Here is a 13,844-nt window from a genome sequence, read left to right on the forward strand (position 1 = left end):
AGCTAGACCTCACGGCGGCGAGCACACATCATCTCAGCTTCGCAGGCAATTTCTCCATCAACTTTAGCGACGCCTTTAAAGCGTGCAACGCCACGGCGTTCTTTAATGAATTCAACCTCAAGAACCATTTGGTCTCCAGGTAAGACAGGACGTTTAAAGCGAGCACCGTCAATAGCAGCAAAATAGTAAAGTTCACCGGGTTCCAGTTTTCCTACGCTTTTGAATGCTAAAATACCTGTTGCCTGCGCCATTGCTTCGAGGATCAGTACACCAGGGAAAATAGGTTTGCCTGGGAAGTGACCTTGAAAGAAAGGCTCATTAAAAGATACATTTTTTACTGCTCTTAGAAATTTCCCTTCTTCAAAATCAAGGACACGGTCAACCAATAAAAATGGGTAACGGTGTGGAAGTAAATCTAAAATTTCTTCGATTTGCAGAGTATGATTATCACTCATTGCAATACTCTTCCTGTCTAATAAAACTGAATCTAATTAAGAATGACACGACCTGCTGTGACTCAAAAAGGGAGTTAACGCGCAGGTCGCAAAATAGGTAACAACAACCGTCAAAGATGCTACTTGTTACTTATCGCTATTTTCTACTTGACGTTCTAGCGACTTTAGCCTTTTTTGCATTTCATCAATTCGCAGCACCAGTGCTGCGGTTTTACGCCATGCTTTATTCGGTTGTAACGGAATGCCAGAAGAATAAACCCCAGGTTCAGTGATAGGACGCATAACCATCCCCATTCCTGTTACCGTAACTTTATCACAAATTTCCATGTGACCATTGATAACACTTGCTCCACCAATCATACAGTAACGCCCAATTTTCAGGCTCCCCGCCATGATGACACCACCTGCCACAGCAGTATTGTCACCAATAATGACGTTATGTGCGATTTGGCACTGGTTATCAATGATAACACCATTACCGATAACTGTGTTATCTAATGCGCCTCTATCGATGGTAGTACATGCACCAATTTCGACACGGTCACCAATGATCACTGAGCCTAACTGAGGAATTTTAATCCAATTGCCACGCTCATTGGCATAACCAAAACCATCAGAACCAATGACAGTACCAGATTGTACTAAACAATCTTTACCAATGATAACTTCATGATAAACAGAGACATTTGCCCACAAACGGCTATTATCGCCGATATGTGCTTTTTTACCAATAAAACATCCTGCACCAATAACTACGTTATTACCTAACTCAACACCTGACTCAATGACCGCATTTGCACCAATTGAGACGTTATTCCCTAATTTAGCATCAGCGGCAATAACAGCAGAAGGATGTATATCTTGTGCTGGCGCGGGCGTAGTATCCATAATCTGAGCCATTTGTGCATAAGCCAGATAAGGATTTTTCACCACCAGTGCAGCAACAGGACAAAAAGGAAGATCAGCCTCTGTTAATACCACCGCAGCGGCCTGACATTCACTTAGTTTTTCACGATAGCGGCTATCGGAAAGAAAGGTAATTTGTTCACCATTTGCTAAGCCCATTGAAGCAAGACCGGCGATAGTGATATCACCATCGCCGTGTAACTGTGCATTCAATTGCTGAGCAAGATCAGCTAATCGAATTGAAAACATCTATTATTTAACCTGTTTTTGAACCTGAGCAGTAATATCTTTACCGTCTGCGAAATAAGGAACAGTGTTTGCATCTAAAATCACATCATAACCTTCTTTTTTCGCTACAGCATCAACAGCGTCTAATACACGTTTCATGATTTTATTACGCTCTTCTGCTTGACGACGGCTAAAGTCTTGCTCAAAAGCTTGTGCTTTTTGTGCATAAGCTTCACGTTTAGCAACCAGATCTTTTTCTGTATTAGCACGTTGTGTCGCATTCATGGTTGGTGCATCTTTTTGGTATTTCTCAACCGCAGTTTGTAATGCTTTACCTAAATTTTGCAATTCGGTATCACGTGATTTAAATTCATTTTCCAACTGTTTCTCTACCGCATCACGGTTAGGCACTTTTTGGAGAACTTGACCGATGTTCACAACACCTACTTTATCTGCAGCTTGAGCGCCTGCTGACATCGTCAATGCCATTCCTAGGGCAGCGGCACATAACAATTTTTTCACGATAGACTCCTTAAAACCCAAAATAAATTTTTTGTCAGATATGAGATGTCTTTTCTATATATTGAGAAAAGACATCAACTTTACTTACATCGCTACCACGTTCTACCAATATTAAACTGGAATTGCTCAGATTTATCGCCTTCGTAATCTTTAATTGGCTTCGCATAAGAGAAGACTAACGGACCTAAAGGTGATAACCACTGTAAAGCCACACCGGTTGAAACACGTATATTACTTGCCTTACCAAAATCAGGCATACCAGCAGTCCAATTAGAATTAGTACTGTTCCAGTTGGTATCCCATACCGTACCCGCATCAACAAACATTGAAGTTCTGACGGATGAGGAATATTTATCATCAATAAATGGCGTTGGAGTGATCAGTTCAAAGCTGGCGACTGCCATAGCATTACCACCGACCGCATCGCTAGATAATGAAGGATCAATTATCGTACTCCCATCTTTTGCAATTTTTTTCAAATAAATCGCTTTAGGACCGATATTATTGGAACGGAAACCACGCACTGTACCAGAACCACCGGCATAGAAGTTTTCATAGAAGGGTAATTCTTTACCCCCTAAACCGTCACCGTAACCTAAACGACCTTTGAACAAGGTGACCCAAGACTCTTTTTCATCAAGAGGGTAATACGCCATACCGTCCCAAGTCACTTTATAGTACTTGTTATCAGAGCCCGGTATAGTAATACGTCCACTTAAATTACTTCTTGCCCCAGAGGTTGGGAAGAAACCACGGTTTAAGTTATTAAATGTCCATCCCATGCTGACAGTATAGTCATCCGCATTAAAGGATTCGCGTTTATCAAAACCCGGGTTTTCCCCCATACTTTCAAGATAACGCCACATCGCCACTTGAGGTTCCATCCGTGACAGGCCGTTATGCGTATAGCCTAAGCCAAGACGAGCCGAGTTATATTCATTGATAGGGAAACCTAAGGTGCCGTCTAACCCATAAGATTTATTGGTATAGCCGGATAAATCTGCATCATTAGCTCGGAAATCGTTATAGAAAATACGCCCCCCTAAGCTGACACCATTTACAGTAAAGTAAGGATCAGTGACTGACAATTCAGCATACGTTGAGTAATCATTTTTACTGGCATTAATCGCAACGGCATTCCCCGTTCCTAACCAGTTATCCTGTGTTACCCCAACTTGGAAGCTGACACCACTTTCTGTACCGAAACCGACACCAAAGTTAAGTGAACCCGTATTACGCTCTTTGACACGATAAACGATATCAACTTGATCAGGTGATCCCGGAATACGCTGTGTTTCCGTTTCGACTGTTTCAAAATAACCTAAACGGTTTAAACGCTCTTTACCTTGTTCAACTAAATCGCTACCTAACCAAGCCCCTTCCATTTGACGCATTTCACGACGTAAAACAGAGTCCTTGGTTATATCATTACCCGCAAAACGGATTTGACGCACATAGAAACGATTCCCTGCATCAACGTTAACATGCAGTTTTACCGTTTTATTTTCATCATTGATTTCAGGATTTGTCATCACCCGTGGATAGGCGTATCCATAGCGACCTAATAGATTTTTAATTTCATTTTCTGTTTTGGTCACTTGAGCACCGTTATACAGTGAGCCTGGTGCGATTTGGATCAGATCTTCAATCTCTTTGGTATAGCCTGCGGTATTACCATTGATTTCGGTACTTTCAACCGTGTATTTATCACCTTCTTTCAGGTTAATAGTAATATAAATACCTTTTTTATCAGGCGTTAAGCTAACGTTTGTGGATTCAATATCAAAACGTGCATAACCACGATCTAGATAAAAACTTCTTAATGTCTCTAAGTCACCAGCGAGTTTTTGTTTCTGATATTTTTCATCAGCCGCTAAGTTCCACCAAGGCACATCATCACGTAGTTGGAAGCGGTTAACTAATTCAGCAGTACTAAATGCTTTATTACCAACAATATTGATTTGTTGAATAGTAGCTGAAACACCTTCGGCAAATACCAGTTTTAAATCAACACGGTTACGAGGAAGAGGAGTCACAACAACTTTTACTGTGGCGTTATATTTACCAACACTATAGTAGAAATCTTCAAGACCTTTCTCAATATTAGCCAACATTGTTCGGTCAAGTGTTTCACCAATACGGATATTGGAAGCATCAAGATTTTGCTTAAGCATATCTTCTTTAATTGCTTTGTTACCTGAGAAAGTAATACTCGCAATTGTTGGACGCTCTTTAACTTGAACAATAAGTACATTTCCGTCACGCAGAACCCGAACATCATCGAAGTTTCCTGTCGCAAATAATGAACGGATAGTTCGACTAATATCATCATCGCTGACCGAATCTCCAACTCGGACAGGCATGTTCAGTAATGCTGCACCAACGGCGACGCGTTGAAGACCTTCAAATTGAATGTCCTGAACTACGAATCCGTCTGAACCGTATGCAGTGGCGCTGCCCAGCAGCAGCGACGCTATAAGCAACTTTTTCATCGCCATCGTTGTTTTGTGTTTTCCTAACCGGTCCCTGCTTATTTTATTATAAGCGAGAGAAATCATTGAAAAGTGCAAGTCCCATTAACAGCATCAGTGCCATAACACCGAAACGATAACAGACATCTTGTACACGCTCAGATACCGGCCCTCCCTTTATCTTCTCGATAACCAGGAAAAGCAGGTGCCCACCATCTAAGACAGGCAGGGGAAACAAATTAATGATCCCCAGATTGACACTGATAAGTGCGATAAACATCAAATAGTAAACAAAACCTGAATCCGCAGACATTCCAGCGCCTTTAGCGATAGAAACCGGTCCACTAAGATTTGTTAACTTGACATCACCAACCACTAACTTGCCAATCATTTTGACAGTCAAACCCATTAACTGCCATGTTTTATCAGATGCTTCATATAACGCTGAAAATGGGTTGTATTGTTGCATTATCAAGTATTGCTCATCTGGCGGTAATACTTGTAGCTTCGCACCCACTTGTCCAACTTCGCTACCATCTTTCAGCGCTATTGCTGTAGGAGTAATATTTAACACCAAAGAAGCACCGTTACGTTCAACTAACAGTTCCAACGTTTTGTTGGGGCTTTGTCGAACAAAATAAGTAAATGGGTGCCAAGTATCAATTGGCTGACCATCGACTTTAACGATCCGATCCCCTGCTTGTAAACCTGCTTTTTCAGCTGCAGAGTCTGGTATTACTTCTACAACTTTAGAGTCCAACCGTGCGCCAACAGGCATGATGCCTAGGGATACGATAGGATCTTGTCTTTCAGGATCAAAATTCCACTGTTGCAAATTCAGTATATTCTCACTCTCAGAAAGAGAGTTAGGCTGAGTTACAACGAAAGTCACCTCTTTTGCACCAATTTTACTCACTAATGCTAAACGAACAGCATTCTGATCAGGCGTTTCGATACCTGCAACGGATTTTAGTTCCATTCCCGGCGTTAATTTTGCTTGTTCTGCGATAGAGTCAGGGCGAATATCTGCAATTATTGGCTTTAATGCCGGCACCCCAATCATAAAAACAAGCCAATAAGCCACAATGGCTAATAAGAAATTTGCAATCGGTCCGGCGGCAACAATAGCGGCTCTTTGCCCGACGGTTTTATTGTTAAAAGCGAGATGACGACGCTCTGGTGCGACTTCGGCGACACGCTCATCCAACATTTTTACATAGCCACCTAAAGGTATCCATGCAACGACAAATTCGGTGCCATGTTTATCTGTTTTACGCCAAATCGCTTTACCAAAACCAATAGAAAAACGCTCAACATAAACGCCACAGCGTCTTGCTACCCAAAAATGTCCAAATTCATGTACCGTAATAAGAATACCTAAAACGATAATAAACGCGGCTAGATTCCACAGGATACCCATTGCTTACCTTTACATTTGAAAGCCAGAAGAAACTAAAAACACCAATCCAGCGAAAACAGGGATCGCCGCGGTCAAACTATCAATACGATCTAGCACACCACCATGCCCAGGGATAAGCTGACTACTGTCTTTTATGCCGGAAACACGTTTAAACATACTCTCAGCCAGATCGCCGAATACGGAAACAATCACCACGATGCCCGAAATCAGTAATAGATGGTTAGGCACTTCAGTAATTGGTGCGAAACGCGTAAATAGCCATGAAACAACACCTGCAGTGATTAACCCGCCCACCAGACCTTCCAAAGTTTTACCCGGTGATACTTTCGGTGCCATTTTATGTTTACCCATTAAACGGCCAAATGCATAAGCCCCTGAGTCCGCAGCCCAAACCAATAACATGACATACAGTAACCACCAGGCCCCTGTATATGAGTTTGTGCTATATCCCAACATACGTAGCGCCATCATGCCACAATAAAAAGGAACAATCGTCAATATACCGAACAATAACTTAAGAAGAACAGAATTTTTCCACATATTGGCTGAATTCGGATAACTGACAACTAATAAAATCGCCGCTACCCACCAAAAGAGCCCAGCCCATAAGCTATTCTTAATCATTGCTGTATCAAGCAGGTGATCAAAATCCGGTAACGAGGCTTGCATAAGAACTAAGAGTGCAGCAAATCCAACACCAGTAGCAATACGTTTGCCTTGAGAATGCCAGCCGATAAATTGAGCCCATTCCCAACCCGCTAAGCCTGAAATGGCAATAATAACTAATCCAAATCCTGCGGGAGGAAGAAGAAATAAAGCAGCAATAACAATAGGGATTAGTATTAATGCAGTAATGACACGATACTTAAGCAAATTATCCTCCCAGATTTACAGTATCTGTTTCCGATGTTGTACCACCGAAACGTCTTTCCCGTTTAGCAAAAGCATCAAGTGCATTCTGAAAAACTTGTTCATCAAAATCAGGCCATAAAACCTGTGTAAAATATAACTCAGCATAAGCAATTTGCCAGATAAGGAAATTACTTATACGATGTTCTCCACCTGTACGGATCACAAGATCTACAGGCGATTGATCGTGTAAACACAAGTGTGAGGATATCGCATTTTCATTAATATCTTCGATAGCTAACTCCCCTTTTGCGAGGGAACTCGCTAATTGTTGTACACTTTGTGTAATATCCCATCGTCCACCGTAATTGGCAGCAATATTTAAATTGAGTCCGGTATTATTTGCAGTCAGTGCAACAGAGTTTTTTATTCTATCTTGTAAACGACGACTAAAGCGGCTGATATCACCGATAATTGTTAATCTGACATTGTGTTTGTGTAGGCTTTTCACTTCATTATCTAATGCAAAAACAAACAACTCCATCAAAGAACTCACCTCTTGTTCAGGGCGATTCCAGTTTTCGCTGCTAAATGCATATAACGTTAGTGATTCAATTTTATGTTTGACGGAAAAGCTAACCGCATCTCGAACTGCTTTAATTCCCGCGCGATGGCCCGTAACTCGGAGTTTCCCTTGTTTTTTTGCCCAACGTCCGTTGCCATCCATAATGATAGCAACATGCTTTGGTTTTGATGCGGATGAATCGTCACTGGATAAGTTCACTCAATTTAACCCTTTGCTAATCTGATACTGATACAGACAGTCCTCTTCGGATAACCTACGCACAAAAAAACCGTGTGACTCCACGGCCTTTGGCAAAGCCTCAAAGTTGCTAAAGCGGTTGCTTTAGTAATGAACTGTTAATTTTCATTATTGTCTTTAGTGATTTGGCAACTATACCATTAGCCAGAAAGACGAACAAACACACTCTGGTAAATATCATCATCATTATACAATTTGTGCGATAATCTGCTGTGTTTGTAACCTTGCTAATTTATCAATTTCTAAAACATCGTCGATACTTTGAGGCTCAGAGAGGTCAAAATGTTCAACCACTTTGCGATTAATTTTAGCAATATCAGTGAATTTTACTTTTTCGTTTAAAAAAGCATCAACAACAACCTCATTAGCGGCATTTAATACCGTTGTTGAAGCTTGTCCCCGTTGCGAGGCTTCGATGGCAAGTGCTAAACAAGGATAGCGCTGATAGTCTGGACGGATAAATTCTAGGGCTTGTATCTCAAAAAAATCTAATGCTTTCGCGCCCGATTCGGTGCGATGAGGATATGCCATGGAATAAGCGATAGGCGTTCTCATATCTGGCTCACCAATTTGTGCGATAATGCTACCATCACGATAGCGAACCATTGAATGGATCACCGATTGGGGATGAATAATGACTTCCATCTCTGCTTCCGAGGCATTAAAGAAATAACGAGCTTCGATATATTCCAAGCCTTTATTCATCATAGTGGCTGAATCAACCGAAATTTTACGCCCCATTGACCAGTTTGGATGTGCGCAAGCTTGGTCTGGAGTCATTGCATCTAGCTCATCTAAAGGCGTATAGCGAAACGGTCCACCGGAGCCTGTGAGTAAAATACTGGTGATGCCATGGGCTTCTAAAGATGCATGGCCTAAATTGTCTTGAATACCTGTAGGTAAACTTTGGTAGATAGCATTATGTTCACTATCAATAGGTAAAACCTTCGCACCATATTTAGCCACCGCATCAAAGAATAAACGACCACTCGTGATCAGAGATTCTTTATTGGCTAATAAAATTCTTTTCCCTTTTTCTATCGCAGCCAGTGTAGGCTTAAGCCCCGCCACCCCTGTAATAGCAGACATCACTTGATCGGCTTCATCCAATGCAGCAATTTCATTAACAGCATTAGAGCCTGATAATATTTCCGTTTTACACGATGTATTGGCTAATAATTGTTTCAGCTCACCGGCACTTTTTTCATCCGACATCACCGCATATTTAGGCTGAAAAGCGCGACATTGCTGCGCCATTTTAGTTGCATTTTTTCCAGCCACTAAAGCAAGCACCTGAAACTCATCAGGGTTATTTTCAATGACGGATAACGTACTTGTTCCGATAGACCCTGTTGAGCCTAATATAGTTATTTGTTTCATTATTAATCAATCAGTATATCAATAACATTTTCATTAAAAGGAATTATATCAGCATGACGAGATAAATGAGGGGAAAGATGATAACTTTAATAAATAATGTGATAAAAAGAAGATATTAGGCATTTATTTTCCAGTAAATGCTCAAAAATAATGCCACATTTCAGTGGCATTATCAGAAAAAGAATAAAAATTAGAATTCCATTAACTCAGCTTCTTTCAGCGTTAATGCTTCATCAATTTTTTTAATGAACATATCAGTTAATTTCTGAATTTCATCTTGTGAACGGCGTTCATCATCTTCACTAATTTCTTTATCTTTCAGTAATGCTTTGATTTTATCATTAGCATCACGACGGATATTACGAATAGAGACACGACCTTGTTCTGCATCTCCACGCACAACTTTGATTAAGTCTTTACGACGTTCTTCAGTTAACGGAGGCAGTGGAACACGGATGATCGCGCCTGCAGATGAAGGATTTAAGCCTAAATCTGATGCCATAATCGCTTTTTCAACAGCAGGTGCTAAAGTACGATCGAACACTGTAATTGCCAATGTGCGGCCATCTTCTGCCACAACGTTAGCAACTTGATTTAATGGAGTTGGTGCGCCGTAGTATTCTACAACAATACCATCTAATAGGTTTGGAGACGCACGGCCAGTACGAACTTTATTAATTTGGCTTTTTAGTGCTTCAACGCTTTTGTCCATGCGTTCTTGAGCATCTTTTTTGATTTCATTAATCACGTTATAAACCCTTGGGAACTGGTTATCTTCCAGACGATATCAAATTATGATATCGACATAAATGAATTGGCGTACTTTAAGATGTTAACGCCAAATTATACCATTGTCTCTGTGTATTAAGCGTGAGAAATCAAAGTTCCTTCACTTTCACCCATTACAACCCGACGTAATGCACCCGGTTTATTCATATTGAATACGCGGATAGGTAAATTATGATCTCGGGCTAATGTGAATGCAGCAAGATCCATGACTTTCAATTCACGTTCTAATACATCCTGATAAGTCAGCTTTTCATATAATACCGCATCAGGATCTTTGGTTGGATCGGCTGAAAATACACCGTCAACTTTTGTCGCTTTCAATACAACGTCAGCTTCAATTTCAATACCACGTAAACACGCAGCTGAGTCAGTCGTAAAGAATGGGTTGCCTGTACCTGCCGAGAAGATAACAACTCGGCCATGGCGTAATAAGCTAATAGCCTCAGCCCAACTGTAGTTATCACAAACACCATTAAGTGGAAATGCTGACATTAATCGTGCATTGACATAAGCACGATGCAATGCATCACGCATTGCTAAGCCATTCATCACTGTGGCGAGCATTCCCATGTGGTCACCCACAACACGGTTCATACCTGCAGCTGCTAGACCAGCGCCACGGAACAAGTTACCACCGCCAATTACGACACCGACTTGTATGCCCAATTCAACGAGTTCTTTAATTTCCTGAGCCATGCGATCAAGTACGCTCGCATCGATACCAAAACCTTCTGCGCCTTGCAGGGCTTCGCCACTCAGCTTTAATAAGATTCGCTGATATACGGGTTTTGCATTGGTTGCCATGGTGTTCTGTCCTAAGCAGATTAGTTAATTGGAGGTTTTAGATAGCCTTACTCTTTTCAAAGAAAAGCAAACTGTCAGTGGAGATTGTAACAAAACAGAACCGCCTTAAGGCGGTTCCATTAACGCAAAGCGTTATTATTTGCTCATTGCCGCAACTTCTGCTGCGAAATCAGCTTCAACTTTCTCAATACCTTCACCAACTTCGAAACGAACGAAGTTAATGATTTCAGCATTGTTTTCTTTCAGCAGATCGCCAACAGTTTTGCTTGGATCCATAACGAAATGCTGACCAGTCAGAGAGATCTCACCGGTGAATTTGTTCATACGACCAGTAACCATTTTTTCTGCGATTTCGCGTGGTTTACCTGATTGCATTGCGATGTCCATCTGGATTTGGTGCTCATGCTCAACAACATCAGCAGGCACATCTTCAGGGCGAACATATTCTGGTTTGCTTGCAGCAACGTGCATAGCAATGTGTTTGATCAGTTCTTCGTTAGCGCCTTTAGCTGCAACTAAAACACCGATGCGAGCACCGTGCAGGTAAGTACCTAACTCTTCGCCTTCTAAAATAGCAACGCGGCGAATGTTGATGTTTTCACCAATTTTTGCAACTAATGCAGTACGAGCGTCTTCGAATTTCGCTTTCAGTGCTTCGATATCGTCAGTTTTGTCTGCTAATACTGCAGCCATAACATCTTTACCGAATGCGATGAAGCCAGCATCTTTAGCAACGAAGTCTGTTTCACAGTTCAGTTCAACCAGCGCACCGAATTTACCATCAGCAGTAACTTCTGCAAGGATGATACCTTCAGCAGCAACGCGACCTGCTTTTTTAGCCGCTTTTGCTTGACCTGATTTACGCATGTTGTCGATAGCTAATTCGATATCACCGTTAGCTTCAACCAGCGCTTTTTTACATTCCATCATGCCTGCGCCAGTACGTTCACGCAGTTCTTTTACCAATGCAGCGGTAATTCCAGACATTTGTTTCTTCCTCGACTTTTCTATGGGCGAGCCATAGATGTTCTCATAGCAGATGTGTAAAGGGGGCCTATTGAGGCCCCCTAACCAATATATAGCAATACCTGGTTAAATAAGGGCTCTTACGAGCATGCCTTATTATTCAGCTTCGACTAAGCCTTCTTCAGCCTGAACAGCCAGATCTTGAGAACGACCTTCACGAACAGCTGTTGCTGCAGCGGTCAGATATAATTTAACCGCACGGATTGCATCATCATTACCAGGGATAATGTAGTCGATACCATCTGGATCAGAGTTAGTATCAACGATAGCAAATACTGGGATACCCAGGTTGTTTGCTTCTTTGATAGCAATGTGTTCGTGCTCAGCATCGATAACAAACAGAGCGTCAGGTAAACCGCCCATGTCTTTGATACCACCCAGGCTGTTTTCTAACTTACCAAGTTCACGAGAACGCATTAACGCTTCTTTCTTGGTCAGTTTGTCAAAAGTACCGTCCTGAGATTGAGATTCTAAATCTTTCAGACGTTTGATTGACTGACGAACAGTTTTCCAGTTAGTCAGCATACCGCCTAACCAGCGGTGGTTTACATAAAACTGGTCACAGCTTTCTGCTGCTTCTTTAACAGCTTCAACGGCAGAGCGCTTAGTACCAACAAACAGGATTTTGCCTTTACGAGAAGCAATTTTGTTCAGTTCAACCAGAGCTTCATTGAACATTGGAACAGTTTTTTCCAAGTTAATGATATGAACTTTGTTACGCGCACCAAAGATGAATGGTTTCATTTTTGGATTCCAGTAACGAGTTTGGTGACCGAAGTGAACACCGGCTTGCAGCATATCGCGCATTGAAACAGTTGCCATTTTAGACCTCTATAAGTTTAAATTTGGGGTTATTTCCTCCACAAATCCCATACGACCGACTCATCAGCTGTAAAGATTAAACCTTTACATAAGAGCACCCCGGCGTATGTGTCGATTTGTGTGTGTCATTAACACAATTGAATGTTTTCAGATTTACTGCTATTTCTTAAACCTCACATGGTGAAGCCATAGCCAATAACAGAACTCCGGCGCGCTTTATACCATAAATAACCTCAAGAAACCACTATTAGTTACGGTTTCACTGCCAATATATCGGTTAACAACAGCGAATAAAAAAGCGCAATATGTAAAGACAACAAACAATATAAGGCGTAATGTGCCTGATTATTGGCGATATCAAACAGATTACTCCTATCCTCTTTGATTGGCACACCCACTTTCTGCTGATATCATAAATGGTAATTAGAATTATTTCTCACCATCATAATTCATAGACCTGCAATACCATGCAATAATGATTGTATTGTGGCTTTTAAATCTATTAATGAAGAACTCAAATGGCTATTGTAATCAAGACTGAAGAAGATATTCAAAAAATGCGCGTCGCGGGTCGTCTTGCGGCTGAAGTCCTTGAAGTTGTCGCACCCTATGTAAAACCCGGCGTAAGTACAGCGGAATTAGATCGTATTTGTCATCAACATATTGTTGATGTTCAGCAAGCTATCCCTGCTTGCTTAAACTATCATGGCTTCCCTAAATCAGTGTGTATTTCTGTTAATGATGTTATTTGCCATGGTATTCCTAGTGAAGACAAAATCTTAAAAGACGGCGATATTGTTAATATTGATGTCACTGTCATTAAAGAGGGTTTTCATGGCGATACGTCAAAAATGTTTATCGTCGGTAAACCGACTATTCAAGGTGAGCGTCTATGTCGGATCACCCAAGAAAGTCTCTACCTTGCAATAAAAATGGTAAAACCAGGTATTCGCTTACGTGAATTAGGTAAAGCCATTCAAAAATTCGTTGAAGGGCATGATTTTTCTGTGGTACGCGAATATTGTGGACATGGTATTGGCGAAGGTTTCCACGAAGAGCCTCAAGTATTACACTATGATGCTGATGACGGTGGTGTTGTGTTACAAAAAGGCATGGCATTTACTATCGAGCCGATGGTCAATACTGGAGATTACCGTATTCGTACCATGAAAGACGGTTGGACAGTAAAAACCAAAGATCGCGGTTGGTCTGCTCAATATGAGCATACTTTAGTGGTTACCGACAATGGTTGTGAAATCATGACACTGCGTAAAGAAGAAGAGCCATTTATTTCTGCCGTATTAGTTAACGAATAAATCGCACTCTTCTAAAATGTAAAAACGACATAT

Annotated in this window: 13 protein-coding genes; 1 reads left to right on the forward strand and 12 read right to left on the reverse strand. The window is 41.3% G+C overall.

Annotation, left to right across the window (positions count from 1 at the left end; translation table 11 throughout):
* Positions 1 to 2: 2 nt before the first annotated feature.
* The 12 genes from fabZ to rpsB form a co-directional block, all read right to left on the reverse strand.
* On the reverse strand, positions 3 to 455 hold the full coding sequence (fabZ, locus tag HMPREF0693_RS11090) for a 3-hydroxyacyl-ACP dehydratase FabZ (protein WP_004245462.1): 453 nt from the start codon (positions 453 to 455) through the stop codon (positions 3 to 5).
* Between the two features lie 126 nt (positions 456 to 581).
* The gene (lpxD, locus tag HMPREF0693_RS11095; RefSeq protein WP_004245463.1) at positions 582 to 1,610 is read right to left on the reverse strand and encodes a UDP-3-O-(3-hydroxymyristoyl)glucosamine N-acyltransferase; all 1,029 of its coding nucleotides are present in this window, start codon (positions 1,608 to 1,610) and stop codon (positions 582 to 584) included.
* 3 nt (positions 1,611 to 1,613) lie between these two features.
* Positions 1,614 to 2,111: an OmpH family outer membrane protein gene (locus HMPREF0693_RS11100; RefSeq protein ID WP_004248713.1), complete on the reverse strand. Its 498-nt coding sequence runs from the start codon at positions 2,109 to 2,111 to the stop codon at positions 1,614 to 1,616.
* A 92-nt stretch (positions 2,112 to 2,203) separates the two neighbouring features.
* Complete coding sequence (bamA, locus tag HMPREF0693_RS11105; protein WP_036932435.1) at positions 2,204 to 4,609, reverse strand: outer membrane protein assembly factor BamA; 2,406 nt, start codon at positions 4,607 to 4,609, stop codon at positions 2,204 to 2,206.
* Positions 4,610 to 4,649: 40 nt separating this feature from the next.
* On the reverse strand, positions 4,650 to 6,002 hold the full coding sequence (gene rseP / locus HMPREF0693_RS11110; RefSeq protein WP_004245466.1) for a sigma E protease regulator RseP: 1,353 nt from the start codon (positions 6,000 to 6,002) through the stop codon (positions 4,650 to 4,652).
* Between the two features lie 9 nt (positions 6,003 to 6,011).
* Positions 6,012 to 6,875, reverse strand: coding sequence for a phosphatidate cytidylyltransferase (gene cdsA, locus HMPREF0693_RS11115; protein ID WP_004245467.1), 864 nt, complete (start codon positions 6,873 to 6,875; stop codon positions 6,012 to 6,014).
* A gap of 1 nt (position 6,876) precedes the next feature.
* A complete protein-coding gene (gene ispU, locus HMPREF0693_RS11120) occupies positions 6,877 to 7,578 on the reverse strand; it encodes a (2E,6E)-farnesyl-diphosphate-specific ditrans,polycis-undecaprenyl-diphosphate synthase (RefSeq protein WP_004245468.1) in 702 nt (233 codons plus the stop codon).
* Between the two features lie 282 nt (positions 7,579 to 7,860).
* The gene (ispC, locus tag HMPREF0693_RS11125) at positions 7,861 to 9,054 is read right to left on the reverse strand and encodes a 1-deoxy-D-xylulose-5-phosphate reductoisomerase (RefSeq protein WP_004245469.1); all 1,194 of its coding nucleotides are present in this window, start codon (positions 9,052 to 9,054) and stop codon (positions 7,861 to 7,863) included.
* Between the two features lie 190 nt (positions 9,055 to 9,244).
* The gene (gene frr, locus HMPREF0693_RS11130) at positions 9,245 to 9,802 is read right to left on the reverse strand and encodes a ribosome recycling factor (protein ID WP_004245470.1); all 558 of its coding nucleotides are present in this window, start codon (positions 9,800 to 9,802) and stop codon (positions 9,245 to 9,247) included.
* A 116-nt stretch (positions 9,803 to 9,918) separates the two neighbouring features.
* On the reverse strand, positions 9,919 to 10,647 hold the full coding sequence (pyrH, locus tag HMPREF0693_RS11135; RefSeq protein WP_004245471.1) for a UMP kinase: 729 nt from the start codon (positions 10,645 to 10,647) through the stop codon (positions 9,919 to 9,921).
* A gap of 135 nt (positions 10,648 to 10,782) precedes the next feature.
* Entirely contained in the window at positions 10,783 to 11,634 is an 852-nt protein-coding gene (gene tsf / locus HMPREF0693_RS11140) for a translation elongation factor Ts (protein ID WP_004245473.1), read from the reverse strand.
* 135 nt (positions 11,635 to 11,769) lie between these two features.
* A complete protein-coding gene (gene rpsB / locus HMPREF0693_RS11145; RefSeq protein ID WP_004245475.1) occupies positions 11,770 to 12,495 on the reverse strand; it encodes a 30S ribosomal protein S2 in 726 nt (241 codons plus the stop codon).
* A gap of 518 nt (positions 12,496 to 13,013) precedes the next feature.
* On the opposite strand from rpsB, the gene map reads away from it, so the two are divergent.
* On the forward strand, positions 13,014 to 13,811 hold the full coding sequence (map, locus tag HMPREF0693_RS11150) for a type I methionyl aminopeptidase (RefSeq protein ID WP_004245478.1): 798 nt from the start codon (positions 13,014 to 13,016) through the stop codon (positions 13,809 to 13,811).
* Positions 13,812 to 13,844 lie beyond the last annotated feature (33 nt).

The sequence above is a fragment of the Proteus mirabilis ATCC 29906 genome (assembly GCF_000160755.1).
In the GTDB taxonomy this organism is placed as follows: domain Bacteria; phylum Pseudomonadota; class Gammaproteobacteria; order Enterobacterales; family Enterobacteriaceae; genus Proteus; species Proteus mirabilis.

Coding starts and splice junctions, on each gene's coding strand:
- fabZ (WP_004245462.1), bottom strand. CDS start 455: ATGAGTGATAATCATACTCTGCAAATCGAAGAAATTTTAGATTTACTT.
- lpxD (WP_004245463.1), bottom strand. CDS start 1,610: ATGTTTTCAATTCGATTAGCTGATCTTGCTCAGCAATTGAATGCACAG.
- bamA (WP_036932435.1), bottom strand. CDS start 4,609: ATGGCGATGAAAAAGTTGCTTATAGCGTCGCTGCTGCTGGGCAGCGCC.
- rseP (WP_004245466.1), bottom strand. CDS start 6,002: ATGGGTATCCTGTGGAATCTAGCCGCGTTTATTATCGTTTTAGGTATT.
- ispU (WP_004245468.1), bottom strand. CDS start 7,578: ATGGATGGCAACGGACGTTGGGCAAAAAAACAAGGGAAACTCCGAGTT.
- ispC (WP_004245469.1), bottom strand. CDS start 9,054: ATGAAACAAATAACTATATTAGGCTCAACAGGGTCTATCGGAACAAGT.
- pyrH (WP_004245471.1), bottom strand. CDS start 10,647: ATGGCAACCAATGCAAAACCCGTATATCAGCGAATCTTATTAAAGCTG.
- tsf (WP_004245473.1), bottom strand. CDS start 11,634: ATGTCTGGAATTACCGCTGCATTGGTAAAAGAACTGCGTGAACGTACT.
- rpsB (WP_004245475.1), bottom strand. CDS start 12,495: ATGGCAACTGTTTCAATGCGCGATATGCTGCAAGCCGGTGTTCACTTC.
- map (WP_004245478.1), top strand. CDS start 13,014: ATGGCTATTGTAATCAAGACTGAAGAAGATATTCAAAAAATGCGCGTC.